Source organism: Nocardia sp. NPDC051929, assembly GCF_044548645.1.
GTDB classification, from domain to species: Bacteria; Actinomycetota; Actinomycetes; order Mycobacteriales; family Mycobacteriaceae; genus Nocardia; species Nocardia sichangensis.
Map to the genome: position 1 here is coordinate 93504 of NZ_JBIUCG010000028.1, position 24518 is coordinate 118021.

General features: G+C 67.0%; 24 protein-coding genes and 5 pseudogenes. 16 read left to right on the plus strand and 13 right to left on the minus strand.

All coding sequences use genetic code 11. The annotated features are described in order from the left end of the window. Nucleotides 1–3: 3 nt before the first annotated feature. The 3 genes from ACIHAX_RS32160 to ACIHAX_RS32170 all read right to left on the minus strand — a co-directional run bounded on the left by ACIHAX_RS32160 (nucleotide 4) and on the right by ACIHAX_RS32170 (nucleotide 3160). Nucleotides 4–1785 (minus strand): hypothetical protein, encoded by a 1782-nt coding sequence (locus ACIHAX_RS32160; protein WP_397281381.1) that lies wholly within the window; start codon nucleotides 1783–1785, stop codon nucleotides 4–6. A gap of 251 nt (nucleotides 1786–2036) precedes the next feature. Beyond that, nucleotides 2037–2204, minus strand: coding sequence for a hypothetical protein (locus tag ACIHAX_RS32165; RefSeq protein WP_157227969.1), 168 nt, complete (start codon nucleotides 2202–2204; stop codon nucleotides 2037–2039). Nucleotides 2205–2368: 164 nt separating this feature from the next. Next, a complete protein-coding gene (locus tag ACIHAX_RS32170; protein WP_233066772.1) occupies nucleotides 2369–3160 on the minus strand; it encodes a hypothetical protein in 792 nt (263 codons plus the stop codon). Nucleotides 3161–3415: 255 nt separating this feature from the next. Between ACIHAX_RS32170 and ACIHAX_RS32175 the strand changes: the two genes are divergently transcribed. Continuing rightward, nucleotides 3416–4072, plus strand: a complete 657-nt coding sequence (locus ACIHAX_RS32175; RefSeq protein ID WP_364434398.1) for a histidine phosphatase family protein — start codon at nucleotides 3416–3418, stop codon at nucleotides 4070–4072. Between the two features lie 84 nt (nucleotides 4073–4156). Here ACIHAX_RS32175 and ACIHAX_RS32180 read toward each other — a convergent pair whose 3' ends face one another. Then, nucleotides 4157–4744 carry a hypothetical protein gene (locus ACIHAX_RS32180; RefSeq protein WP_364434401.1) on the minus strand — a complete coding sequence of 196 codons (588 nt, stop codon included), beginning with the start codon at nucleotides 4742–4744 and terminating at the stop codon, nucleotides 4157–4159. Nucleotides 4745–5097: 353 nt separating this feature from the next. Here ACIHAX_RS32180 and ACIHAX_RS32185 point away from each other — a divergent pair, with 353 nt between their 5' ends. The 11 genes and pseudogenes from ACIHAX_RS32185 to ACIHAX_RS32235 all read left to right on the plus strand — a co-directional run. Beyond that, complete coding sequence (locus ACIHAX_RS32185) at nucleotides 5098–5853, plus strand: TnsA-like heteromeric transposase endonuclease subunit (RefSeq protein ID WP_364434404.1); 756 nt, start codon at nucleotides 5098–5100, stop codon at nucleotides 5851–5853. 38 nt (nucleotides 5854–5891) lie between these two features. Then, nucleotides 5892–7889 (plus strand): Mu transposase C-terminal domain-containing protein, encoded by a 1998-nt coding sequence (locus ACIHAX_RS32190; protein ID WP_364434407.1) that lies wholly within the window; start codon nucleotides 5892–5894, stop codon nucleotides 7887–7889. Then, entirely contained in the window at nucleotides 7886–8998 is a 1113-nt protein-coding gene (locus ACIHAX_RS32195) for an ATP-binding protein (RefSeq protein WP_364434410.1), read from the plus strand. Before ACIHAX_RS32190 ends, ACIHAX_RS32195 begins: the two co-directional genes overlap by 4 nt. Further along, complete coding sequence (locus tag ACIHAX_RS32200; protein ID WP_364434413.1) at nucleotides 8995–10110, plus strand: hypothetical protein; 1116 nt, start codon at nucleotides 8995–8997, stop codon at nucleotides 10108–10110. Before ACIHAX_RS32195 ends, ACIHAX_RS32200 begins: the two co-directional genes overlap by 4 nt. 181 nt (nucleotides 10111–10291) lie before the next feature. After that, on the plus strand, nucleotides 10292–10981 hold the full coding sequence (locus ACIHAX_RS32205; RefSeq protein ID WP_364434416.1) for a hypothetical protein: 690 nt from the start codon (nucleotides 10292–10294) through the stop codon (nucleotides 10979–10981). Nucleotides 10982–11484: 503 nt separating this feature from the next. Next, on the plus strand, nucleotides 11485–11712 hold the full coding sequence (locus tag ACIHAX_RS32210) for a hypothetical protein (protein WP_364434419.1): 228 nt from the start codon (nucleotides 11485–11487) through the stop codon (nucleotides 11710–11712). A gap of 76 nt (nucleotides 11713–11788) precedes the next feature. Next, complete coding sequence (locus ACIHAX_RS32215) at nucleotides 11789–12466, plus strand: helix-turn-helix domain-containing protein (RefSeq protein WP_397281386.1); 678 nt, start codon at nucleotides 11789–11791, stop codon at nucleotides 12464–12466. Nucleotides 12467–12945: 479 nt separating this feature from the next. Further along, complete coding sequence (locus tag ACIHAX_RS32220; RefSeq protein WP_364434429.1) at nucleotides 12946–13431, plus strand: transposase; 486 nt, start codon at nucleotides 12946–12948, stop codon at nucleotides 13429–13431. 53 nt (nucleotides 13432–13484) lie between these two features. Further along, complete coding sequence (locus tag ACIHAX_RS32225) at nucleotides 13485–13859, plus strand: IS110 family transposase (RefSeq protein WP_364434432.1); 375 nt, start codon at nucleotides 13485–13487, stop codon at nucleotides 13857–13859. Next, on the plus strand, nucleotides 13856–14155 hold the full coding sequence (locus ACIHAX_RS32230; protein ID WP_364434435.1) for a hypothetical protein: 300 nt from the start codon (nucleotides 13856–13858) through the stop codon (nucleotides 14153–14155). Before ACIHAX_RS32225 ends, ACIHAX_RS32230 begins: the two co-directional genes overlap by 4 nt. 16 nt (nucleotides 14156–14171) lie before the next feature. Continuing rightward, a pseudogene (locus ACIHAX_RS32235) lies at nucleotides 14172–14471 on the plus strand (integrase core domain-containing protein); the annotation flags it as partial. A 344-nt stretch (nucleotides 14472–14815) separates the two neighbouring features. On the opposite strand, the pseudogene ACIHAX_RS32240 reads toward ACIHAX_RS32235, so the two are convergent. From ACIHAX_RS32240 to ACIHAX_RS32280, 9 genes and pseudogenes are all read right to left on the minus strand, one after another. Beyond that, a pseudogene (locus ACIHAX_RS32240) lies at nucleotides 14816–14997 on the minus strand (hypothetical protein); the annotation flags it as partial. Between the two features lie 351 nt (nucleotides 14998–15348). Continuing rightward, a complete protein-coding gene (locus tag ACIHAX_RS32245) occupies nucleotides 15349–15771 on the minus strand; it encodes a DUF4326 domain-containing protein (RefSeq protein WP_157227663.1) in 423 nt (140 codons plus the stop codon). Nucleotides 15772–15875: 104 nt separating this feature from the next. Next, entirely contained in the window at nucleotides 15876–16283 is a 408-nt protein-coding gene (locus tag ACIHAX_RS32250; protein WP_364434439.1) for a hypothetical protein, read from the minus strand. 99 nt (nucleotides 16284–16382) lie between these two features. Next, nucleotides 16383–17975, minus strand: coding sequence for a hypothetical protein (locus tag ACIHAX_RS32255; protein ID WP_364434442.1), 1593 nt, complete (start codon nucleotides 17973–17975; stop codon nucleotides 16383–16385). Nucleotides 17976–18510: 535 nt separating this feature from the next. Beyond that, nucleotides 18511–18903 carry a hypothetical protein gene (locus ACIHAX_RS32260; protein WP_364434445.1) on the minus strand — a complete coding sequence of 131 codons (393 nt, stop codon included), beginning with the start codon at nucleotides 18901–18903 and terminating at the stop codon, nucleotides 18511–18513. A gap of 155 nt (nucleotides 18904–19058) precedes the next feature. Then, nucleotides 19059–19487, minus strand: a complete 429-nt coding sequence (locus ACIHAX_RS32265; protein ID WP_364434448.1) for a hypothetical protein — start codon at nucleotides 19485–19487, stop codon at nucleotides 19059–19061. 17 nt (nucleotides 19488–19504) lie between these two features. After that, nucleotides 19505–20029 carry a hypothetical protein gene (locus tag ACIHAX_RS32270; RefSeq protein ID WP_364434451.1) on the minus strand — a complete coding sequence of 175 codons (525 nt, stop codon included), beginning with the start codon at nucleotides 20027–20029 and terminating at the stop codon, nucleotides 19505–19507. Nucleotides 20030–20111: 82 nt separating this feature from the next. Beyond that, entirely contained in the window at nucleotides 20112–20321 is a 210-nt protein-coding gene (locus ACIHAX_RS32275) for a hypothetical protein (protein ID WP_043736961.1), read from the minus strand. Between the two features lie 230 nt (nucleotides 20322–20551). Continuing rightward, nucleotides 20552–20872, minus strand: a pseudogene (locus ACIHAX_RS32280) (single-stranded DNA-binding protein); the annotation flags it as partial. Nucleotides 20873–20983: 111 nt separating this feature from the next. Between ACIHAX_RS32280 and ACIHAX_RS32285 the strand changes: the two are divergent. The 4 genes and pseudogenes from ACIHAX_RS32285 to ACIHAX_RS32300 all read left to right on the plus strand — a co-directional run. Then, the gene (locus tag ACIHAX_RS32285) at nucleotides 20984–22108 is read left to right on the plus strand and encodes a tyrosine-type recombinase/integrase (protein WP_364434458.1); all 1125 of its coding nucleotides are present in this window, start codon (nucleotides 20984–20986) and stop codon (nucleotides 22106–22108) included. Nucleotides 22109–22113: 5 nt separating this feature from the next. Continuing rightward, nucleotides 22114–22596, plus strand: a complete 483-nt coding sequence (locus ACIHAX_RS32290) for a hypothetical protein (RefSeq protein ID WP_364434461.1) — start codon at nucleotides 22114–22116, stop codon at nucleotides 22594–22596. 59 nt (nucleotides 22597–22655) lie between these two features. Then, nucleotides 22656–23911, plus strand: a pseudogene (gene istA / locus ACIHAX_RS32295) (IS21 family transposase). Between the two features lie 62 nt (nucleotides 23912–23973). Then, nucleotides 23974–24462 (plus strand): annotated as a pseudogene (locus ACIHAX_RS32300) (ATP-binding protein); the annotation flags it as partial. Nucleotides 24463–24518 lie beyond the last annotated feature (56 nt).

Genomic DNA, 24518 nt, shown 5'->3' on the forward strand with positions numbered 1-24518 from the left:
CGCTCAGCGCAGGAATTGCAGCATGGCGATGTAGTTCAGGGGCACTTGGATCGGGTCGCGGCACGGGTCGATCTTGAGCAGCAGGGTTGTGCGGTCGTCGGTAAGGCCGTGCAGGATGGCGGGGACATCGATCAGCCCAGCCTGTGTGAGAGTGGGTGGGTTTTCGATGGCCGGCACCTGGTTCGAATAGCGCTGTACACGCGGGGGCGTTCCGGCGGGTATTTGGAGCCGCACCTGGACCTCGAGAGTGTCGTACATCCCTGATTGGACGAAGCCGAGGGCGAATCGCTCGAGATCATCGATGCCGGGGATGAAGACCGAACCTCGGCGGTGGAAGGCTGCACGTGCTGTCCATGGTGTCCACTCGCCGCCGCGGTCATGGACGTGCGGGGGAAGGTCGGCGCCATGGGTGAATGGCCTGGGATGGGCTTGGAAGGGTGTGTCGGTGATCGCGGTGGCCAACCGGGTTCGTTCCGATTCGACCAGCCGTGATGGCCGGGCCGTCGGTGGCAGATCGATCGGATGGACGACGACTCCGAAGTCGCGCACCAGCCGGGACGCCGCGACGACGGGGTCGGTACCGGCTGCCAGCGCAGTGGAGCGGACGTTGCTGGAGATGGCGTGGGCTTGCTCGGCAGCGGCCTCGGGCACCCGCAGTACTGCCACGCAGGTCTCGGTGGAAGGAAATTGCCAGTCCGCGCTGCCGACGATCCGTAAGGGCATCAGCAGCGTGGGGTATTGGCTCAGGTACGCCAGTCGTGCACAGGAGTCGTGGTGCAGGGGCCATCCGGTAACCAGCAGGGCACGCTCTGGCCCGGTACCGCTGCTTGCGCGGTGTGCGTCGCGCAGGCTGTGAAGGGTCATCTCGGCTCGCTCTATCCACGCTGTGACCGTGCGGTCGCGAAGCGCGGCTAGGACCCGGTCGGCCCAGGTTTGCGGGGTATCGGCAGGATGTGGTGCCACACTCGGGTCAATGGGCAATTGGGTCAAGTCGCGGACGTGGGGGAGACGTTCGGCAAGAGATTGTTTGGCGCGTGCGGTGATGATGTCGGGATGGTTGGTCCCCTGCCGGTGTGCGCCCAGCCAGAGGTCGGCGACGTATGTCCACGCGTCGAAGCCGCGGTTTTTCGCAACGTAGGCTCGATGGTTCGGATCGGCGGCGCAGGTGATCCTCTGGAGCTGTTCGCTTTCGGCGCAGGCCGGTGTTTCAGTGGCGACGATATCGATTGCGCGATCGAACAGCCCGTCCTCGGAGTCGGTGCCGAGCCGCTCGGCGAGCTGCGCCAGCAGGGCGTCGAACTGGCCCGAGTATTCCAGGGCAGCGCGGTTGACAGCCGCGACAGTGCGGGCCCACCCGCGGACGCCACGCATAGGGGCGGTCAAAGCTGGCAATGACTCGTCGGTGATGGGTCGCCCGGCCCGGCGCCGGGCGTAGTCGAGCCATTCGAAAGACCTGCCAGGGTCGGCCAGTTCTTCAGCGAACGCACTGACGGCCGCGCTCATCTCGGAGAGAGTGGCAACGGAACGCAGGGCGCAAGTGTGCAGTGGATCAACATCTTGCGTGGGGGCGCAGTTGCCGCACAGATCGCCCCACCTGACCTCGAGCAGTGGCACCGACTGGCCCGCATGCTCATGTGCGTACCTGCAGCCGCCGGGGACATGCCATTTTCCGGACGGCGCTGGGATCAGCAGTGTGGTCGCGCGTTCGATCGCGTCGGGAATTGGGATCTGGTGCTGCTGGAAATGATGGCGACCGATCGGGCCGGACAGCGATACATGATTCATATGGGGCGGTGCACCATCAGGCGTACGGCTCCGTCCAGCGGAGCTGTACGGATCGTGGTGAGGCGGCGATCGCATGTTCCACAGAGCAAGCCTAGCTCCAGTGCCACTCATTCCGGGGCGCTGTGCGCGCGTTGCGACTGCGGGCACGATGTCATCAGGGCGACCCTGATACTCGGCTAACCTCGATCGCACGCGACGTGGCAGGAGAATGTGCGGACGCGATCTAGTCACGAGCGAACGGGGTTGGTTACTCACGCCGGCTTGACGGAGTCCCAGGGCACCCATTGTCGGACGGTGAGTGCGACGTGGCCGTTGACCGACCGGAGTTCGAGTTCGACTTCGAGAAACCATACGGGCTCAGTCCCGAACCGCAGGCGTGCCCACCGGTAGCCGAGCGCGGGAATCCATGTCTCGCCCATGCGTAGATCCAGGGCGGCGGCTTTCTCTCCGAGAGTGAACGGCACCGTTCGGGCGGGACTGCGAGTTGGAGGTACCCATATTCGCCGGGGGTCGACGAGGACCCTGCGTGGAGGGGTGAGCATTCTGGTGCTGGCGTGGTGGGATGATCCGGATTCGTTCATGGTCACCCCGTCCGGCTGATCGCGGTAGTAGCGGTGTGGGGGTCGGCTGGTCGGCGGGTCCAGCACGATCGCTGCGTCCCGGCAGCGCCCAGTCGTAGTGAGGTGCTGCGGGGGCGGCGCGCTGTGCGGCCGGAAACCTGGATCGTGTAGGTCATCGATCGCAGCCGTCCGCGTCCGCGGCCGATCCCCTCGCACTCGAGAAGTTCGCTGTGGATTTCCAGGTCGGGGCGGGCCCAGCCGGTGTGGGTGGTGACCAGGATGGCGTCATGGCTGCGAAGCCGGGCGAGGACCGCTCGTGTGCGGGTGGCGGCCGGGGTGGTGGGGTGGTCGAGTACGACGAGGGGAAGGCCGTCGAGGAGGATGGCGGCGACATCGAGGGGGTCGTCACCCGGGTTGGAGATGTGGGCCAGGCGGGACAGGTTTCCGCCCATCTCCGCGACGGCGAGCAACCCCAGCCGCGGGCAGCCGAGGACGGCGGTCCATTCCCCGGCGGCGGTGGCCGCGGCGAGCAATCCGAGGAGAGGGCCGAGGCGTCCGGTGCAAGCGATCAGCGATCCGCGCGGTAGGCCACCGGCGGGCAGCGCCTCACCCAGTGCCCCGGGGATCGGCAGGGTGTTCGCTGGTGCGGTGGTGGGCATCGGTGGGGCTTCGCGGGCGCCGACTCGGCCGTGGATGGCGTCCATGCGGGCGCGCAGGAGCGCGAGTTGCTCGGTACGTGGGAGGTCGGTCAGCGGTGCTGCGGCTGTGGTGCCGTCGGACCGTTGACTGCCCTCCAACTGCGAGCTATCGAACATATGTGCGAAATGATTGCATACCGCGTGATCGGCCGTCGAGACAGGCACGCTGATCGATAACTAACGGTCACCGAACTGCGGCCGAGCCGCCATTGCAGCTGGCCTTCGACTGCAGCGAATGTGGTGGCTGGCGCGGCGGTACAACAGGCTGTTGTACAACGCCGTGTTGTTGGCGGCGCGTGTTCGACGCGGGCGATGGTTGGGAGGTGGGCGGGACGTCCGAAGCTTCGAGATTGTCGGGTAGGTGGCGGATTGGTGGACCGATGCGACGGGGGTGCGCGTGCCGGAGTACGGCTGCTGCTTATTCGCTGCGCCCACGGTGAGACCTACGCCGTCGGAATCGCCGAGGGCGAAGAGACCGAGCGTGGACTAAGCGCGACGGGCAGAAGCCAAGCCGCGAGGCTGGCGGAGCGGTTGGCCGCCGAGCAATCGAGCCTGCAAGTCAGCCGCGTGTACAGCACCGGCGTGCGCCGGGCGGGGCAGACCGCCACGATCGTGGCCGAGCTGCTGGGGCTGGCGGTAGAGACGACTCCGATCGGGCCGGCGCACGGGAAGCCGGTCGACCCCGCGATGTCGGGTGGTGAAGGTGGGCAGCCGTGGGGGCAGTGGGCACCACGGGTGGGGCGGGAGTTGGAGTTGATCGCGGGGCGGCATCCCGGCGAGACGGTTGTGGTGGTCTGCCACCAACACACCGTGCTCGCTGCGGTCCAGTACTTCCTGGAAGGAACGTACTCCCGCGCGCATGTCGCGATCGAGGTCGACCACACCGCGATCACCGAATGGCAGCTGCGCCCGGCTCGCCACCAGTCTGCCGAGGCCGAAGGGTGGCGGTGGGTGTTGGTCCGCGCGAACGACGCCGAGCATTTGAGAGCGCAATCGCGCCGCATCACCCGGCGCAGGCGACACTCATGACCGACGTGTCGAACCTGCCGCCGCAGTCGTCGACGCCGCCGCCGTGGTATGGGCGTGATTGCATTCGAGGCGGCCCGGCGCGGGTCAGCTCTGCCGCACTGTTGCCTGCAGGACGAGCACGTTGTACGGACGCGGGGGGTATTTGAAGGTGTAGGCGGTGATGATGCGGTTCTCGTAGCACTCGGTCTCCGGGTCCCAGAGATAGATCCGTTGGTTGAGGACGTGCTCGTCGGTGGCGCGGATCCTGGAGATTTCCGGCCATTCGGGTGCTTGCTCGCAGGAGGTGATGATCTGCTGGATGCGTCGCTCGGGGATCCGGCCGGGCGCGACAACGAGGAAGGCGTTGGCCATGACGGTGGCCCGCTCCTCCCAGTTCCTGATCACCTTCTTCGCGGCAGGATCGCGGACCACCCACTCGAGCAAGTTCGGCCGCACCGTGGCATCGGGGACGGGCGCGACGAGCCCGGGGAATCGAGCAAGCAGTGGCTCGTTGGCGGCATACAGGTCGAAGGCGTCGTCGTGGTAGCAGGCGGGGTCGAGGTTGCGGTCCAAGCCGAGCTGATCGTCCGGAGTGACGACCGGCGACATGTCCCAGTTGAGCTGGTTGAGCAGCGGCTGTGCCAGCGCGGCGTACTTGGGTCTTCGCCACTGAGGGACTTCGAGGCCGTTCAAGAATGCCTCGAGTGTCTCGGCTGAGGGAGTCCGCCCTTGGCGCTCCCACGCGTAGATCAAGCCCTTCGAGAGGTCTGCTTAACGAAAAATGTGAATGAGGAGGGGAAGGTGTGGATGAATGCGGGCTGTCCTGTACAGGTGTAGTTGGCACAGTCCAGGTGTAGTTGGCGCGTGGGTGGCGTTGTCCGGGGGTAGTTGGCGTGTGGGAGCTTACGAGGGGGTGGGGAGCGCGGTGAGGTCGGTGGGCTGATTGCGGCGAGTCGGGCCGCGACTCGCCGCAGCGTCTGGCGGAGTTCGGACGTCGGCGGCGGTTGCTGCTCGGGAGATTCTGCGGGCCAGCAGAATCAGCTGCCGTGGTGGCGGTGTTGAGCGCGGTCGAGGGCGGTGCGCCTGAGTCGGCGGCGGATTTCGAACTGGCCTATGTGCCGGTGGGCGGCGGTGAGGTCCGGGTCGGGTTGGCTGATGCGTGGGCGCTACGTCTCGAGGCCGCGGCGCCGGTGAGGCGATTTGCCTCGTACCGCGGCCAGCGGCATCTGTCGGGCAGTTGGTGGTCGGCGACCGACGGTCGGCATGTCGGGTTCGAGTCGTGGTTGGAGCGTGATCAGTTGATGGCGCTGGACTTCGACCCGACGGTGGTCGCGATCGCGTCACAGCCGTTGTGGCTGTTGTGGTCGGCGAGCGGCGGGCGCGGGGTGAGGTGTCACGCGCCGGACTACTTCGCTCGCCGCGCGGACGGCTCCGCGATCGTGGTGGACTGCCGTCCGGAGAACCGGCGTGGGCCGCGGGATCTGGCGGCGTTCGAGATGACGCGGCGGGCATGTGATTTGGTCGGGTGGGAGTATCGGCTACTCGGGATGCCGGATCCGGTGTTCACAGCGAACCTGCGGTGGCTGGCCGGTTATCGGCATACCCGGTATTTGCGCACTGGCGTGGCGCAGCGGTTACGGGCGGCGTTCGCGGAGCCGGCCGCGCTGATGGACGGCGCGCAAGTGGTGGGTGATCCGATCGCGGTGCTGCCGGTGTTGTTCCATCTCATCTGGCACCACCAGTTGACCGCGGATCTGTCGCGGTCGTTGCGCGCGGTGACGCCGGTGCGGGCGCAGCGCTGATGGGGCAGTGGCGTTCGGTGTTACGGCCGGGTGACTGGGTGCATTTCGATGGGGTCGAGCATCAGGTTGTCGCGATCGCGGGAACGTCGGTGCGGCTGCGCTCGGCCGACGGCGAGCACATGGTGGTGCTGGCATCGCATTTGATGGCCGCACCGGATTTCGGGGTAGTCGACGGCGCGGCGCCACCGGAGATGACTCCGTTGGGACTGCTGGACACGCTGCCCGCGGATGTTCTCACCGCCGCCAAGGAGTGGGAAGGCCACATCCTGGAGGCCACCCTCGGCGCCGGGCCCGACGGAAAGGTTAGGCCCGAATACGATCCGGCGAGCAGAACCCAGACCGACCGATTCCGCGCCAAGGTCGAGGAGCTGACCGCGGCGGGGCGGCCGGTCGGGTTGCGCACACTGCAACGGATGCGCGCACGCTATGCCGAGCAGGGGTTGTGGGGTTTGGTCGACCGACGGGCGCTGCGGGAGTCGACACCGTTGGGGCGGGTCGATGAGCGTGTTGTCGCGGCGGTGCGCCAGGAGTTGGACGCACAGACCGAGGTCTCGACGGGCACGCGGTCGCGGGTGATTCGGCGGGTGAGCAAGGCGCTCGAGGATGTCCACGGTCCTGGTGTGGTTCCGATGCCGGGGCGCAGCACCTTCTACGCGTTGGTCGAGGCGTTGGCTGCGGGGCGGCACAGTTTCGGTTCAGCGGTCACGCGGCGGCAGACCGCGAACCGTCCGGCGCGGCCGTTCACGCCGACGCTGGCGGCGCGCCCTGGTGAGCAGGTCCAAATCGACTCGACGCCATTGGATGTGATGGTGGTGTTGGAGCCGGGGGTGGTGGCGCGGGCGGATTTGACGATCGCGGTCGATGTCGCCACGCGCACGATCTGCGCCGCGGTGCTGCGGCCGGTCGGCACGAAGGCGGTGGACGCGGCGCTGCTGCTGGCGAGAATGTTGATCCCTGAGCCGATGCGGCCGGGATGGGCGGCGTCGCTGGCGATGTCGGCGTCACGGTTGCCCCACGCTCGGCTGGTGTCGGTGGATGAGCGGATGGCGCGGGCGGCGGCGAAGCCGGTGATCGTCCCGGACACGATCACGATCGACGGCGGGCGGGTGTTCATCTCCGAGACGTTCACCCGGGCCTGCGAGCGGCTGGGGATCTCGGTTCAGCGGGCACGCAAGCGCACACCGACCGACAAGGCGATCGTCGAGGCGACGTTCGGATCGATCAACACCCTGTGGTGTCAGCACTTGCCCGGCTACACCGGGTCCAACACCAGCCGCAGAGGCGAACGCGTCGATGACCATGCGGCCTGGACTGTCCCGGAGTTGCAGGGCCTGCTGGATGAGTGGGTGATCGCGGGCTGGCAGTCCCGCCCACACGACAGCCTGCGGGATCCGGACTTCCCGCGACGGGCGTTGTCGCCGAACGAGGCTTATGCGGCGATGGTCGCGGCCGCGGGATATCTGCCGGTGACCTTGACCGGAGAGGACTATCTCGAACTGCTGCCGGTGACCTGGCGAGCGATCAACGACTACGGCATCCGCATCGACTACCGAACCTACGACGCCAAGGCATTGGAATCGCACCGCCGCCAGCCTTCCGGGGTCACGGCACGCAAGAACCTCTGGGAGGTGCACTACGACCCTTACGACCTGTCACAGGTGTTCGTCCGCACCCCGGGCGGATGGGTCACCGCCGAATGGACACACAAGCCGATGGTGACCGGCCCCTTCGCCGACTTCACCTGGCGCGAAGCCCGCCGCCTGGTCGCCGAGCGCGGCGCCGACGACACCGACGAAACCAACATCGCCCGCGCCCTCGACGACCTGTTGACCCGCAGCGAGAACGGTCCGATACGACCCGACCAACGAGCCAGCCGCAAGGCCGCGGCCCGGGGCCGCGTCGCCGCCGCTACCCACAGACCACCGCCACCACCTGACGCTGAACCGAGCGAGCCCACCCACACCGAGACCGTTGAGACGACCGTGGTCCCGTTCGGGATCTTCGATGCCGCCGCCGAAGCCGAGAAGTGGAGATGACCAGAAGCACCCGCAAACCAGCCCGCCGCCGCAAGCCCGCCTACACCCCGTCCGCGGCTGCGAAGACCGTCACCGATGTCCCGCCCGACAGCCCGCTGACCACCAACGAGGGATGGGGTCGGTTCGTCCGGCACACCCCAGCACCGCCGCCGCTGCTCACCGCCGCGCAGCTGCTGAGCTTGCCATCCGCGCAACGCGCGGCACACGCAGATCGGCTGCTGGACTACCACGCTGATCTTCCCTTGGTGAACACCCCGACCATCCAGAAGGTGATCTCGGCGGGGCGGCTGCTGGTTCAACTGAACCGCCGCCAGATCTCGGCGCGGCGCGGGATGGTGATCAGCGGCATGTCGGGAACCGGCAAGACCACCGCGCTCACCCAGCTCGGCCGCGCCCACGAAATCGCCATCCGGCGCCGTTATCCCGACCAAGGCGAGCGGTTGCCGATCATTTACGTCACTGTCCCGCCGGCGGCGACACCACGGATGCTTGCCGTCGAGTTCGCACGCTTCCTCGGCCTGGAATTCCCTGCCCGCGCCAACCTCACCGACATCACCGACGCCGTCTGCTCGGTCGCCGCCCACGTCCGCGTCGACCTCGTGCTGGTCGACGAGATCCACAACATCTCACTGGCCAGCCGCTCCGGCGCGGAAGTCTCCGATCAGCTCAAGTACTTCGCCGAGCGGCTCCCGGCGACGTTCATCTACGCCGGGGTAGAAGTCGAAGCTCAAGGGTTGTTCGCCGGTCCTCGAGGACGTCAGATCGCGGGCCGGTTCACCGTGGTCCCCGCCGCACCGTTCGCCTACGGCACCGCTGAGCAACGCGGCCAATGGCAAGCCCTCATCGCCGCGCTGGAATCCACGCTGCGGTTACGCGACCACGTCGCTGGAACACTACCCGCGCTGGCCGAGCAGCTCTACCAGCGCAGTGGCGGCATGATCGGGAGTCTCTCGCAGATCGTCCGCGGCGCGGCGATCCTCGCAATCGAGGACGGCACCGAGAAGATCCCCGGCGAGCTACTCGACCAGGTGCCCGTCGACTACGCCGCCGAACGCAGCCAGCCGCCCGTGAGAACGAACGCAACGACCGCTGCAAGGGTCGCACAATGACCACGACGCTTCCCCGACAGCTGCCGATCACGATTCCACCAGCCCATCACGAGATCCTCGCGTCCTACCTGGCGAGGCTGGCGCGATTGAACAGTATCGACGGCGACGAACTCTGGAAACGAGTCAGCATCCCCGCTCCCACGCCGACACGGCGAATTGTCACCGCCGAACGAATGGCCGCCCTGACCGGTCGCCGCGGCGAGAATCTGGCGGGAGCGCTGCCGGAGCTGCGTGACCCGAAGCCGCACTGGACGATGTTCCGTCACGCCCCGCAGCCCGGCTGCAAGCGTTGTGACGCCCGCCACCGCGGCGGAGCGGTCCTGCGGGTCCTTCCGCACCACCGCTACGTCTGCACCCGGCATGGTTACTGGGTCGGGCCGCCCGACATCACCGCAACCGGCCCGTCGCTTACTCACTGCCCGCAGATCGTCGCCGCGCAGCGCCAGCACCTGCGTCTGGTGCAACGCTACGGCTGGGCGGCAGCCTACGACGCGGTCCTGACCGCGTTCATGATCTGCGCACACCGATGGAACGAACCGCGACCGACGACCGGGCTGCGACTGCAGCAGGACCTCTGGACAAAGCGCAGCCTGATGCTCATCCCGGAAGGCACCGAGCCCTCCACCTTCACCGCCTCCAAGCTTTTCGCCTGCCTCTACCCCGAAGCGATCGCGCTCTCACCGGTGATCGCGGCACCCCGGTGGCGGCAGCACGCCGCAGGAGACGCCCACCAGCTCGCCCTGTTCGTCGCCGAGCTTCGCCGCCGACTCCGGGACAACGACTACCAGCCCCGCGGCGAGCGGGACGCGATCGCTCACTGGATCGAGGCCGACTGCTGGCGCCAGCCCGCTACACCGCCCACGACATTCGACAAAGCACCAGGCCACCGCAAACCCAGCCAACTGCGCCACCGCAACCCGTTCAGCGACGAACGAACCTGGCGCTCGGCGACATGGTTCGGCCTCAAGAACCGACGCGGCGCCGGCGACGTCGTCCTGCACCACCGCACACTACGGCCGGTGATCGTCCGGAAATGGTCACCCGACATGCAGGAGTATCGCGGAGCGATCTGGAACAGCCAACGCACCGAGAAGCGCTTCAAGCAACCGTAAGTCGCCGACTGATGCTCCGGCCACGGCCGTCCGTGAAGACCTGGACGCGACTCCAGAGCAAGTCGCCATAGGTATTTCCCCCATAACGCGCAAGTCGGTGCCGTGACAGGGTGCATTAGGTGGCCGACTTGCCGACTTCTCAGCCTATGAGTGGTGCCTGTGCTGATGCTGGACAAGGCGCATGCTCAAGATACTGAGCGGCGGCCGTTACCGGATCATTTTGATGGTGATCGGTCCGCTGGCTTTTTGCATACTGTCCGCTGGCGGCCTGATCGTCACCCTGGTCGGTAGCGTGGCATCGACCTCCGAAGCTTTCATTTGTGCTCAATGCGAAGGTGTGATCGGCTCCGACCTGGATATCCCAGAGACGACAACGAAATCTGCTGCCAAAAGCGGAGAATCTTGGTCTCCATCCGGTGACATCAATGACTCAGACCCTTCTGCGCTGCCGTCTGCTAACCCATTGGCTGCAATGGCAGATCATCTCGACGATGACAGGGCTACCGGTTACGAACGGGATTGTGCCGATGCAATGAGAATCGCACCCCCGCAGACAATGTCACCGCCGCGGAACCGCAATAGTGGAATTGCTGTTGATTGCGCCCGCAGATTGGCCCTTGCTCAGACAAGCAGCCGTGTCGCTACTGGCGTGGGGACCGCTGGCCAGGCAGACGCTGGGTTGAGCCTCGCGGAGATGACGAGACACGTTGTCTATCAGGCAACGTCCGCGGCTGTGACCGGCCACTGCAACGTCGAGGACGGAGCGGACACCTCACTCGGCGACGCTCACCCACAGCGAGCACTCCACTTTCAACTTATAGATCATCGCCGTGGTGCGGTCAGCCACTGGGTGCTCGACCATTACCCGTGATTGTCGCGCTTCCAACCACAATCACCGAGCAGAGAGCCTGCGGCCAACGAGTCGATTCTTCGGCGATCTCAGCGGGCGATCTAGTCTTCTGGCAGATCCGCGGCTACCTTCCATTGCAAGCAGGGGTCGCCGTCAACAACACTGAAATCATTACCGCCGACCCGAATACCGGCCGATTCGAGCTGCGAACAATTCCGGCAACCCGAGATCTCCTCGTGAAACGTGTCCTGCCCGGACCTTAAGAGCCACGGCCAAGCGATGGCCATTCGGTGTCAATGAGCCATGGCGAGCACGCATCGAGGCGACAGAGGCCACACGTGCTGAAGACTCCCACGACATGGATTTCGCCATCTACGCCTGGACGGATCCCACGCTGCTGTCCGGACACAGTTGGCGAGCTACAGCTCCGCGGCGCGACGCTCGCCAACTAGTTCCGGAACGGACAAAACATTCGTCACTGGCATGGCTTGACTTAATCGCCGCCGACACCTGAGAATCATCGGGTGAGCTATATCGTCAAAGTAATCGCCACCATTGCCACGCCCTTCGCCATCGCAGCGAGCGCACCGGCAATCGCGGTCGCCAGCAACTCCGGAATCCCCCTCACCCCGTTCGTCTCGAGCGACAACCCGACCCCGGTTGCTACCGGTGGCACCGGCTCGTCGTCGACCGCGTCGTCGACCGGGTCGACCTGTTGGTTGACGGACCTCCCCTGCTCTTGGTACCACTGATACCCGGTGCGTTCCTGTATATAAAACTGACGGAGTTGCTTGACACTCGGACCCTCTGAACCGTAGGGAGATTCGGGTGAGCGAGCCTGTCATGGACCGTGAGGTGCGTCGGTGCCTGGCGGTCCTTCGTCATGTCGAGGAAGTCACCGGCAACGTCGCGATGACCTGCCGGTACTTCGGCATCAGCCGTCCCACGTACTACACGTGGCTGCGCCGATATGAGACCGAAGGTGTGGACGGACTGCGCGAACGGTCACGGCGCCCGCGGACCAGCCCGACTGCGACTCGCGCCGAGGTCATCGAGAAGATCATCCATCTGCGCCAGCATTACCACTTCGGGCCGGACAAGATCCGCGTGTACCTCGAGCGCTACCACGACATCAAGCTCAGCAAATCCGGCGTCTGGCGCATCCTCAAACGACTCGATATGGGCCGGCTACCGGCCTCCCAGCGCTACGAGCGCCACGACCGCCGCTGGAAGCGATACGAGAAGCAACGCCCCGGCCACCACGTGCAGATCGACGTCAAGTTCGTCGAACCCCTCCCCGCCAAGCCCGGCACCCCGGCGGTGAAACCGGTTGGTCGGCGCGGGAAGTTCTACCAGTTCACCGCGATCGATGACTGTACGCGGTTGTGGATCTTGAAGATCTATCCGCGCAACAACCAGAAGACCGCGATCCAGTTCCTGGACTACGTGCTCTCGCAGCTGCCGTTCGCGGTCGAAACGATTCAGACCGACATTCAAACTTGGTGATGGTCTCGAAGCTCTCGTCCGGCACGGCCGGCTGGGTGAAGAATTCGGGGCTCCGGCGCCTGCTTGCTACCGCTCAATGACCGAGTGGGGTTGTGCTCCTTGCCTGTTGATCGTGGGGCTTGCAGGGCCACCGCCGGGTGAGATGCGTCCTGTTAGGAACCCGGCGACTCGGCATCTGCCGTTGTGCAGGCGTGATGCGGAGATCCCTGTTGGTGAATGTCTGGTATTGCATCGACTCCCGCGACGGAATTTCCCACGCCGGACATGGACAGAGATCGTCGAGCAGACGGGAGTTGGATCGTTGAAGTTGCGGCTGGGTATCGATGTCGCCTGTCGGGCAGCGCACCAGGCCAGCCTGGCCGATGAGCAAGGCAAATTCCTATGGTCAGGTCGTAAGTTCCGCACCACCACCAGCGACCTGCAGCGACTGTGGTCGATGCTGCCTGGCCGGGGCGGATTCGTCGTCGATCACCATCATCATGGAGCCCACGCGCAACGCCTGGGTGCCGTTGGCGGCCTGGTTCCGCCGCCAGGGCGCCACCGTGGTTCTGGTGCCGCCAGAACAATCTGCCGATCTGCGCGACTACTACTGCAAACACACCAAGTCCGACCGCTTGGACTCGAAAGTTCTTGCCCGGATCCCACTTCAGCATCCCGAGGGCATGCACACCGCGACCGGGCTCGGGCCCGGCGACACGATGCGCAGAGCGGTCAAACTGCGCTCCAACCTGGTCAAACGCCGCACCAGCATCCTCGCGCGATTGGATGCGCTGCTCGAACTCCTCGGACCAGGCTGGCACGCGGCACTCGGCGCGGACCTGGCCAACAAGACCCCACTGCGGTTCCTCGCGCATTACGCCGACCCGCACGTAGTCATCCGGTTGGGCCGGGCCCGGCTGTCACGATTCCTCACCCGCCATTCTCGCGGCAGCTGGCGCGCGAGAAGAAAGCCGACCAGCTCATAGCCGCAGCCCGTGAAACGCTCGACCTCTGGGCCGATGGACTGGACTTCCCGGAGTTGGCCGACGATATCGCGATCGAGGCCCGGCTGGCTTTGCAACTCACCGACGAAATCAAGAAACTCGAAACCCGTATCGCGGCACTGCTGGACAAGGCCGACCCGGGCGGCATCGTCTGCTCGGCGCCCGGGGTCGGCCCGAATCTCGCAGCCCAGATCCTGGGACGTCTGGGTGACCCCAACCGCTTCGATTCCCTGGCCGCGATCCGTTCCTTCAGTGGACTGGTGCCAAAGCTCGATTCCTCAGACTTGAGCGGAAGACACGGTGGGCCAACGAAATCCGGAGACGCCTGCCTGCGCGAAGCACTGTTCATGGCAGCCGAACAGGCCCGGCGCAGCGATCCCTCGCTGGCGCGAAATACCACCGGCTCATGACCGAGACCGGCAAACACCACAACTCCGCGGTCTGCCATCTCTCCACGACCCTGCTCACCCGCATCGCCGCCTGCTGGCGCCGCAGCGAGCACTACGTCATCCGCGACGTCGACGGCAGCCCGCTCACACCCGAACAAGGCCGTCAGATCGTCGCTAACCGATACACCGTCCCCGCCGATATCCGCGCCGCCCGCCGCACCACCAGTGCGGGGACGGGCCGAGGACACAAGGAGTCGCGTAGCGCTCCACCGACCGGCCCGTCAACAACCAAGGCTACGAGCCTTCCGCCGAGTTGACATCCGTTAGGAACTCAACGGGGCGGAGTTCCAGTCCGGGTTCCACTGGCACGTGCTGGACAAGGGCATCAACCACGTCTACATCAAGCCGGGAACGCCGCGCTTGAACGGGAAGGTGGAGCGCTCGCACCGGATCGACGCCGAGGAGTTCTACCGGCTTCTCGACGGCGTGGTCATCGACGACGTCAACATCTTCAACGCGAAACTCAAAGAGTGGCAAGACTATTACAACTATCACCGGCCCCATGGCGGACTCGACGGCCAGACCCCGTATGAGAGACTTCGTCAGAAGACGACAACCGGGGACCGGGTGTAGTCGATCTTCGTCAGCGGCACAACGTCACCAGTGCTGGGAACATGGCCCGCGGCAGAACCGGCGCGGATACGCCCGTCTCCTGCGGCGACGCACCGCTGCCGATATCCACAGTCGGCAGCTTCCCATCCGACCACACGGCCGAATCCTGTTTCTCAACCTCGCTGACAGAATCGCCGAACATGGACGCCATCACGGCGCAAAAGCCCGCACCACCTGCCGAGTTCGATGGGTGAGCCGGAATCGGCTTCGTCGTTGCCGTTCGCCTTATCCCTCGACAAGGGCGTTGACTGATCCACGTGACCTGAGCCGAGCCTCATCGGTTTGGCGTCGGCGATATAACTTTGTCAGAAGAGCGTGTCGCGGACCCTCAGCGGCCTGTATCCGGTCGGGCCGAGCTGGGCGAGTTCGGCGTCGATGTCGACCTCGATAGCGCCAAAGAAATTGATGTTCCAGCTATGAGCTGGGCTGATGTGCGTTCGTTGTCGATCCGTCGGCCTTGGCGGCGCATTTGCTCGATGGCGAGCCCACGCTGCCGACCTCGGTGATCGGCTGCCAGCTGCGGCCCAGGCGCACATCACGGCCCCAGCCGCACTAGCGCCCATCCAGCTTCACGGAATTCGCCAATTAGATCCGGACATTCAGCCAACCAACAGTCCAGAACGACATGGCGAACCGCATGTCACCAGTCCTGGCGCTCGCCATGTCCAGCTGGACCGGACACGGGCGGTAGGTGGTAGGGCGAAGCTGTGGATGGCTGGGGACAGATTGAAAGCGGTGCGGGTGATCAGTGACTACAGGGGACGGGCAGGTAGGAACCGGAGCCGTTGATCCGGTTCCTACTGTGGTGACGGCTGCCGGGTGTCCGACTTCCGGGCGGTCACCTCCGCCGGTGGAGCCGGGTGGGGACGGCCGCGAGCGGGTCGAGGTCGGGATCGAGGCTCAGTGCGGCGAGAGTGTGGCCGTGGCAGGGCTTGGGTGCACACCAGCAACCCAGCACGCGGGCGGCGAGTTCACCGCGACGCAGGCGAGCCCGAAGGCCGGGCCGGTCGGCGAGGTGTCGGGCGTGAGCGAGCAGCACATCGTCGCGGTTGCCGTCGCGTCCGAGCACGAACGGGTTGCCCCAATCGCTGGTGCGGTCCACGGGCACGAACAGGTGGTGGCGGCGCGCCCACTCGATCAGGTGTCGGTGGCCGCTGGCAGCGCGCATCGACACCACGACCGACCGGCCGGTGGCCAAGGTCTGGTGAAGCTCGGTGATCGTGAGGCGCGCGGGGTCGGTGGGCGGCGCGGGGTGAGTCATGGCGAGTGCTCCTTCCGGTCGGAGGTGGTCGGATTGCGGATGCTGTTGCTCGGCACGGTCCGAGCACCCCGCGACCGGGGAACCGACTATCGCTGCGGTACCGGTCAGGCCGGTGGGGCGGGGACGCGGGTCCATCCGTAGGACCGGCACGCGTAGTGGCGGTCGTCGAGCCCGACGAGGTCGCCGACCGAGAGGGACCGCAGTCCTGCCACTCCCCGCATCCCTTTGGCGTACCAGGTGTCGGTGTGGATCTGGTCGTCGTCGTGTTCGGGGTGATCGTTGAACGCGGCGAAGACACGTTCGAGCAGAACCTTGTCGATGGCGGTGGTCGGGTCGACGCGCAGCACGAACTCGTAGGCGAGCGCTACTGGCGTGTGGGGCTGGTACCCGGTCAGCAGCGCGGTCGGGTCGGTGTTGAGGTAGACCCGCACCCGGACCTGGGTCGGGCGGGGCGCGAGCGCGGCGCGCAGCGCGGCCAGGGTGCGGCGTGCTCGGTGAGGGAGTCGGTGCACGGTCGTGCTCCTGTCGGATCGGGGAGTGGTGGACCGGTCCGCCGCGGGAGGGCGACACCGCGGCGGACCGGGGAACACGGGTGGAGCCGAGGGGGTGGGTCAGGCGACCGACGCGGTGCGGCGGCTGGTGGGTACGAGGCCGAGGTCGATGCGGCAGTCGGTGCAGTAGTTGTCGGCGTGCACGACGCTGTTTCGGGCGCAGGCGTCACAGCGTCCGATCCGCTGCCCGGCTCCGAGCGCGGAACCACCTCCGCGCGGCCGTCGCGCGGAGGCGGGACGGGGTGCGCGTTCGGGCTGTTCGAGGTTGCTCGCCATCCACCGGGTGATCAGCCGCCAGGTCGGTCCGGTGTTCGCCGCGGCGGCCCGCACCCGATCCAGCAACGCCCGCACCTGGGCGGGATGAGCGGCGGCGATATAGGCGCAGCGGGATTCGACGAAGCTCCGCATGCCGAACCCGGCAGGCAGCGCGGGAATGCCCGGGTGGCCGTCGGCGCGGCACACATCGCAGACCCCGTCGTCGCTGACCACGATCCCGTGGCGCGTGTGGAAGGGGCGACGGTCGCTGGCGGGACGGTCGATCCAGCAGCCCACGCACGGCCACCCCAGATACGGGGTCATCGCCGCGAGGTCGTAGTCCAGGCCCGAGCCCTGCCAGGTGGACTCCCGGGCGTCGAGTTCGCTGTAGGGCAGATACTCGTCACGGTCACTGGGGACCGGGATCCCGGTGCGGCGGGCGGCGAAGCGCGACTGGTCGGCCGGGGTGATCCGCGGCGGGAACTGCGGGCGGGTGCGACGAGCACGCGCGCCGCGCGCCCGCGACAATGGTTCGGGCTCGAGGTCGTGCTCGCGCAGGAACTCCCGTGCCGCGTCCTCGAGCCCGGCGTGACGGCGCTGGGGCGCGATGTGGCGTTCGGGCAGTTCGGGGGCGAGCAGGTACCGGTCGGCTTCGGTGTAGCACTCGGCGACGTGCAGGAAGTAGGAACGCTCCCACAACTCGGCCTGCACGTGCGCCCACACCTGTCCCGCCTTCTTCCGGGGTTCGGGCACCGGCGGGGTGCGGTCGTCGTCGACGGCGGTGTCGATCGCGTACAACCGCTGCGCCGCATAGCCCGCGTATTCGCGGTGGCGGCGCTCGGCCACGGCCAGGTCCCGTCCGCGGTGGCGCAGGCTCACCAGCGCGGTGGTGGGGGCGGGGATGCGAGCGCGGCGGGCGGCGACCTTCTCGGACTGGTAGCGGGCCGCATCGGTCGCCGCGCTGGGGGTGGCGGTGTAGCGGTCACGGTATCGGCGGTCGCGGATGGAGCGACGCACCCATTCGGCCGCCTCGATCGAGGTCTCGGACTGCTGGGGGAGCTCGGGGCGATACAGGCCCGGGTCGCCCTCGGCGGTGTGATCGACGATCAGCGACCGGAGTTCGGGGCGACTCTTCGCCATCCACCCGAGCTGACGCGCCGCGGTCTTCCACGAGGAGCGGGTCAACATCTCGGCAGCGCGGTCGAGGAATGCACGCTCGGCCGGGGAGGCCAGGGCCAGCACGGCGGTGAAGCGTTCGCGCGCGGCGTCGGGATCGGTGTTCAGGAGGAATTCGATCTCCCCGAGCGCGGCGGCGAACGGGGAAACGGTGTCGGCGACATCGGTAACGGTCTCGGTGACAGAGTCGGTGGTCTCGGGTGCGTTCAACGTTGCGGTCATCACTGGGTTCCTGTTCTGTCGTGGAAAACAGCTCGGCCCCGTGCCGGACGCACGCACACGCGTACGTAACCCCGGCACGGGGCTGGGCGGCTGGTCGTCTGACCCGCCTGAGTGCGGCCGACCAGGGTGGGAGCCCGACACGGCGGAGGGAACGCGCCGCAACGGTCGGCGCCGAATTCGCTGCGCACACCACCGGGCCGCCGGATACCGAACAGGCGGCGCGCCGGGCGAATTCGGTGACGGCTGGGCGCGGGCCCGCAGGCGTGGCGGGCTCACGCCCTGGTAGCACTCAGAAAGGCGGGGCCGACGGCCAGACGACCAGCCCTCACCAACCGCCACCCCTGATCGCTCACGCGGCCAACAGAGGCCGCGGGTCACCGCCTCGGTTGGGCAGGCGGAACGCGGTGTCGTCGTCCGGTTTCGACACAATCCCGGGCGAGCACCGCTTCAGGTCGCGATGTCGGGCCTGGAGCTATCGGTGACCGAACTTCGCGTACCGACGGATCGCAGGTTTCGTGGATGCCGGGAGTCGGTGTCAGGTGTGCGGGTCGTCGGGGCGGTCGATGGCCGCCCACGCCTGTTGCCAGGCGGTGGTGAAGCTGGTGGCGTTCTCGGCGGCGCTGATTCCCTCGTCGTGGGACTCTGCGGCGTCGTAGATGACGACGGTCCAGCTGTCGATGTCGCTGCGCCGGTAGGCGAGTCCGGCGTCGATGCTGGTGATCAGGACGTAGAGGGTGCCGGTTGGGTCGATGATCGGCCCGGCCTCGGCTTCGATGGCCACGAACGCGAACATCGGGATTCCGCCGGTGTCGACGATGCGGGGGTTGCCGCCGATCCCGCTCAGGAATTCGACTTCGGGACGGTGGGCGGCGAGCAGCGGGGCCGCGATGTGCTCGGGCGCGGGAGAATTGGGTGAGTCGATGGGCATCGCGCCCTCCTGTCTGTCGCTGCGCCGGTGCGCTCAGCGCGCGAAGGCCCGGCGACAGTGCGCGCGAGTTCGAGCCGGTTCAGGGGTGCGGTCTCGCGAGCGCGTGGTCGTGGGTGGCCTCGCGTGTGGCGGTCGGCGGTTGTGGCGGGGACAAGTCAGTGCCGCGCGGCGGGTTCGAGCGGGACCACCGATTCGATGAACCGCAGCGGCACCAGCACCGCAGCGAGCCCGAGGCCGCCGTGGGTGTGGACGACGGTGTGGCGGTGACCGACCGCCAGGACGCGGACACGGTGGCGGTGCCCGCCGTGGGTGGTGATCGTGGCCGCGGTCGCGGCGCGGCGCAGCCGGTGCAACTCGACCACGATCAGCGCGAGCCGACCGTGCCCGCCGTCTCCGTCGGCCGCTCCGGGTTCGGCCGGTTCGGTGTCGGTGATGACGGTGAGGCGTTGGGCGATGACCGTGCGTAGGCGACGGATCCCTTCCCACGGGCTGGCTTCACCGGCGAGGGTGTCGAGACGGTCGAGCAGGTGGCGCAGGAACCGGATCTGGATCGTGGCCGTCTCGCGTGGGTTGTCGGCGCTCACTGCAAAGCCCTCCCTGGTCAGGCCACCAATCGGGCGTGCGCGCCGGTACCGGTCCCCGCCGAGGTGGCGGTCTCGAAACCGGGTTGGCGGGCCGGTCGGCGGCGGGCGCGGGCCGCGATCGCCTCGCTGGTGGTGCGCATCGCCTCGGTGGCCGGGCTCGGTTCGGCGTGCAGCCGCAGGTCGTAGCAGTCCTCGCGGACCGGGCGGCGCACCCAGTCGCGGATCTCGACCTCGACCGGGACCTCGAGGACTTCGACGCCGGTGGCTGGGCGCGACCAGTGATCGAGAGGGCGGGTGTCGGGGTTGCCGAGCCGGGCCGCGGCGAGGGCCAGGACCCGGGAGAGGGCAGCATTCGGTGAGTGGGCGTGGCCGCGGTAGAGCAGTCCCAGCCACGCCCAGTCCTCGGGTGCCAGCTCGGTGAGCGCCGTGGCCATCGCGGCCCGCGCTCGCGAGGGCGCGTGCTCGGCGAGTGCGATCAACGCCGCCGCCGTCGCTGCCGCGGCGGTGACGGCGGGAGGTTCGGTAGGGACTTGCTCGCTCATCAGGGGGTCTCCTGGTCCGGTGAGGTAGCGAAGGATCCCGCTCTTTGGGTGGATCCACCGCTGTCGGGATGGTGGGTTCGGTTCAGGGCTGTTCTTCGCGCATCTGCGACTCGCGGCAGATCCGGTGCCAGGTGTGCATGAGTCGATCACCGGCGCGCATGGCCGCGACGGCCTCGCCGCGGTCGCTGGACTCGCACCACAGCTGCCCGTCGGGGCCGAGCACGGTGTACCAGCGGGTCGGCTCCCAGTCGCCCTGGTCGCGGGTGTAGGTCGAGTTCTCGGGATCGTTCACGCGGTGGTCGGCCTTTCGACACGGGATCGGCGCCCGCGGGCCGGGCGCGCTGAATTCGAGAAGACCCGTGATCACTCGGTGAGCGCCACGGGGCACGCGGATGCGGATGAGACAGGTGGTGGCTACACCCGACCGGGGTGTCGGGTGTAGCCACGATCCGCGCCCCCCGGCACGCGGGGCATCGCCACTGGCGCGAGCGGGCCGAAGGTGCAATCGCGCAGGAGGCGTTTCTAGAACGTGGGCTCCTCGCCGCCGAATCCGCCGCCGAACCCTCCCCCGAATCCGCTACTCGTGGTCGCCCAGGGATCGTCGTCACCGCCGCGGCTGCCGGTTGCCGCGCCGACGAGCTCGCGGGAGCGATCGCTGCTATCGTTTGCGTTGGTGTGGTTGGCCTTTCGTTTGGTGACCTTGGCGGTGGCGTAGCGCAGCGAGGGACCGACCTCGTCGACCTCGAGCTCCACGACGGTGCGTTTCTCGCCCTCGCGGGTCTGGTAGGACCGCTGCTTCAATCGGCCGCTGACGATCACGCGTGCGCCCCGGGTCAGCGTTAACCGGACCTCGTCTGCCGGTGTCCATAACGTCCGTACGGTTTGTATTTGGTGGGTTGTTCCTGCTACACAGACACCTCGTCTTGTTGTGTCGTTGTGGTGGAGGGGTGAAGGTTGCTGCTTCGGGTGCAGCGGTTGCGGGCGTCGGATACGGGGCGGCGTTCGTTCACGGTGGTCGATGGGGTCGGGTTGCCGGTGTGGCCGGTGGAGGAGTTTCTGTCGCATTTGGTGGCGAGAGGTAAGGCCCCGAACACGGTGGAGGGGTACGCCTACGATCTGCGGGATCTGTTCGTCTGGCTCGGTCAGCGTGGGTGGGACTACCGGGAACTGAGTGTGGAGCGGCTGTCGGAGTTCTTCAGCTGGCTACAGCGGCCGAAGAAGGCTCGAAGGCCGGGGGTACTGGTGCTACCGGGTGGACCCTCGGCGGTGGAGCGAACGACATTGGTGCGCAAACGGGCCGCGGTGGCGTCGTTCTATCGGTTTCATTCACGGCGTGACGTGTCGGTGCCCGCGCTGCTCGGAGAGTTCTCGGGCCCGCGGCCCACCGGCGGTTACGTGCCGCTGCTCGCGCACACCCGAAGTGGCGGCGCGCACGCGGATTCCTTCAGCCCGATACGGATCCGCGTGCATCGCGCGCCTCCCAGGACGGTCACCGTCGAGCAGCAGGCCGCGGTGCAGGATGCGTGTCGGCGGTTGCGGGACCGGTTCTTGATCGTGTTGTTGTTCGAGACGGGGCTGCGGCTGGGCGAGGCGCTGGGTTTGCGGCATCACGATCTGAAACTGCGTGCCGGTGAGGTGCACGTGGTGGCCCGTGAGGACAACGACAACGAGGCGCGCGTGAAGGGGCTCAAACCGCGGGTCGTGCCGGCGGCGGATGCGGTGTTCGATCTCTACGCGGAGTACATGGAGGTCGAATACGGTTCGCTGGACAGCGATTACGTGTTCGTCAATCTGTTCCGGCCGCCGATCGGTGCGCCGATGACCGAGGACAATGTCGCGAAGTTGGTGGGGCGGCTCCGCGCCGGGTCGGGCATCGATTTCTTCACCCCGCACGTCGCACGCCACACCTACGCGACCCGGTTGCTGCGGGCGAAGGTCCGCATCGAGATCGTGGCGGAGTTGTTGGGGCATTCGACTTCGCAGACCACCCAGACGACGTATTCGCATCTGAGCGCCGAAGACCATCGCAACGCCCTCATCGAGGCGGGCGTGTTGCCGAAAAGGACAGACCGAGGGTGAACACGGTGAGCGCACCGCTGAAGACAGATAGCGCGGCGGGGTTGTTGGAGCGTCTGATGCAGACGGTGGAGCCACTGTTCCGCGGGGAGGTGTTCTATCCACCGACCGACAGTCGCGTCTTCGTGCAGGGTTTCTGCCGGATCCCGTCGTGCGGCATCGCGCTGAGTTATGCCTCCCGGCGACTGTGTCAGGGCCACTATCAGCGGTGGAAGGGTGAGGGTAGTCCCGAACTCGAGGAATGGGCGATCGCTGAGGATTCCGCCACCAGGAAGCGACGGACCGTTGCGGACTGCGTGATCGGTCAGTGCAACCGGGCGGCGAAGTCGAAGGGGTTGTGCCATCGTCATGCCGAGACGTGGATGCGTTACGGCCGTCCCGAGGTGGAGGCGTGGGTGGCGCGCACGCTCTACTCGCCGCCGCGTGCGTCGATGGAGTCGGATTGCCGGTTCCCGGACTGCGAGCGCTGGACCGATGTCGGTAACTCCTGAAGACTGACCCCTCAGCGATTTCCGAACATTGACCCCTGGTGGGGGTTGACGCTTGCGGGGTGATTGCCATCGAGGACTGGGCTGAGATCCGCCGGTTGCATCGGGCGGAGGGGGTGCCGATCAAGGAGATCGCGCGGCGGCTGGGGGTGGCGCGGAATACGGTGCGTTCGGCGTTGGCGTCGGATCGGCCGCCGAAGTACGAGCGCAAGCCGCGGGGTCGGGTGGTGGAGGCGTATGAGGCGCAGATCCGGGCGTTGCTGGCGGAGTATCCGCGGATGCCGGGGTCGGTGATCGCCGAGCGGATCGGCTGGCCATACACGTTGAATCCGTTGAGGATTCGGTTGCGGGAGATCCGCCCGGAATACGCCGGGGTGGACCCGGTGGATCGGGTGAGTTATGAGCCGGGGTCGGTGACGCAGTGTGATCTGTGGTTTCCCGAGCCGCGGATCCCGGTCGGGCGTGGCCAAGAGCGTGTGTTTCCGGTGCTGGTGATGACGTTGGGGTTTTCGCGGTTCACCGCGGCGGTGATGCTGCCTCGCGTCAGAGCGGGGATCTGTTGTCGGGGATGTGGCAGCTGATCTCGCAGATGGGGAGAGTGACGAAGACCCTCGTCTGGGATCGGGAGTCAGCGATCGGTGGGACCGGGAAGGTGACCGCGGCCGCGGCAGCGTTCGCCGGGACCCTCGCTACGAGGATTCAGCTGGCCCCGCCCCGGGATCCGGAATACAAGGGCATGGTCGAGCGGATGAACGGGTTCCTCGAGACCTCGTTCCTGCCGGGCCGCAGCTTCACCGACCCCACCGATTTCAACACCCAGCTCGCGGATTGGCTGACGCGGGCCAACACGCGCACAGTCCGTTCGATCGGTGGCCGACCGGTCGATCTGTTCGAGACCGATTACCTGTCGATGATCGCGTTGCCGCCGGTCAGCCCAGCGGTCGGATTGAGTCAGCGAGTCCGCCTGGCCCGCGACTACTACGTGCGCGTCGACACCGTCGATTACTCCGTCGATCCACGGCTGATCGGCCGGTTCGTCGATGTCACCGCCTCCCCGACCGTGGTCACGGTTCAGTGCGATGGGCAGGTCGTGGCCCGGCATCAACGATCGTGGGCCAAGCAGGAGGTGGTCACCGATCCTGATCACGCGGCGCTGGCCGCGCAGCTGCGGGCCGGGTTCGCCGCCGACCGGCGCCGCCGGGAGCAAGCGCGGCGGCATTCCGATGGGCATCCGGTCGCGCTGCGCGCGTTGCCGGACTACGACGTCCTGTTCGGCGTCGATTTCCATGTTCCGACAACAGAAGAGAGACACGGATGACCGCGACCAAACCCAAGACGGCCACCAACGCAGTCGGCCAGCCACCCGATGGACTGCCGTCGATGATGGCCTACCTGACCCGGGTGCTGAAGATGTCGACCGTCGGGCGCAGCTGGGAAGAGCTGGCAGCACAAGCACGTGACGAGAACTGGTCGCACGAAGAGTATTTGGCCGCGCTGCTGCAACGCCAGGTCGCCGACCGTGAGTCCAAGGGCACGATCATGCGGATCCGCACCGCGCACTTCCCCCAGGTCAAGACCCTTGAAGACTTCAACCTCGATCACCTGCCGTCGCTGCGCAGGGACGTGCTGGCGCACTTGGCGACAGGCACCTTCGTCCCGAAGGCCGAGAACGTGATCCTGCTCGGCCCGCCCGGGATCGGCAAAACGCACCTGGCGATCGGGTTGGGCGTCAAAGCCGCCCACGCGGGCTATTCGGTGCTGTTCGACACCGCCAGCAACTGGATCGCCCGTTTGACCACCGCCCACCACGCCGGCCGGTTGGACGCGGAGTTGAAGAAGATCCGCCGCTACAAACTGATCATCGTCGACCTATGCCGAGACTGGGACTATGCCGCGCCGATCGCCACATGACGTGAATCCCCTGG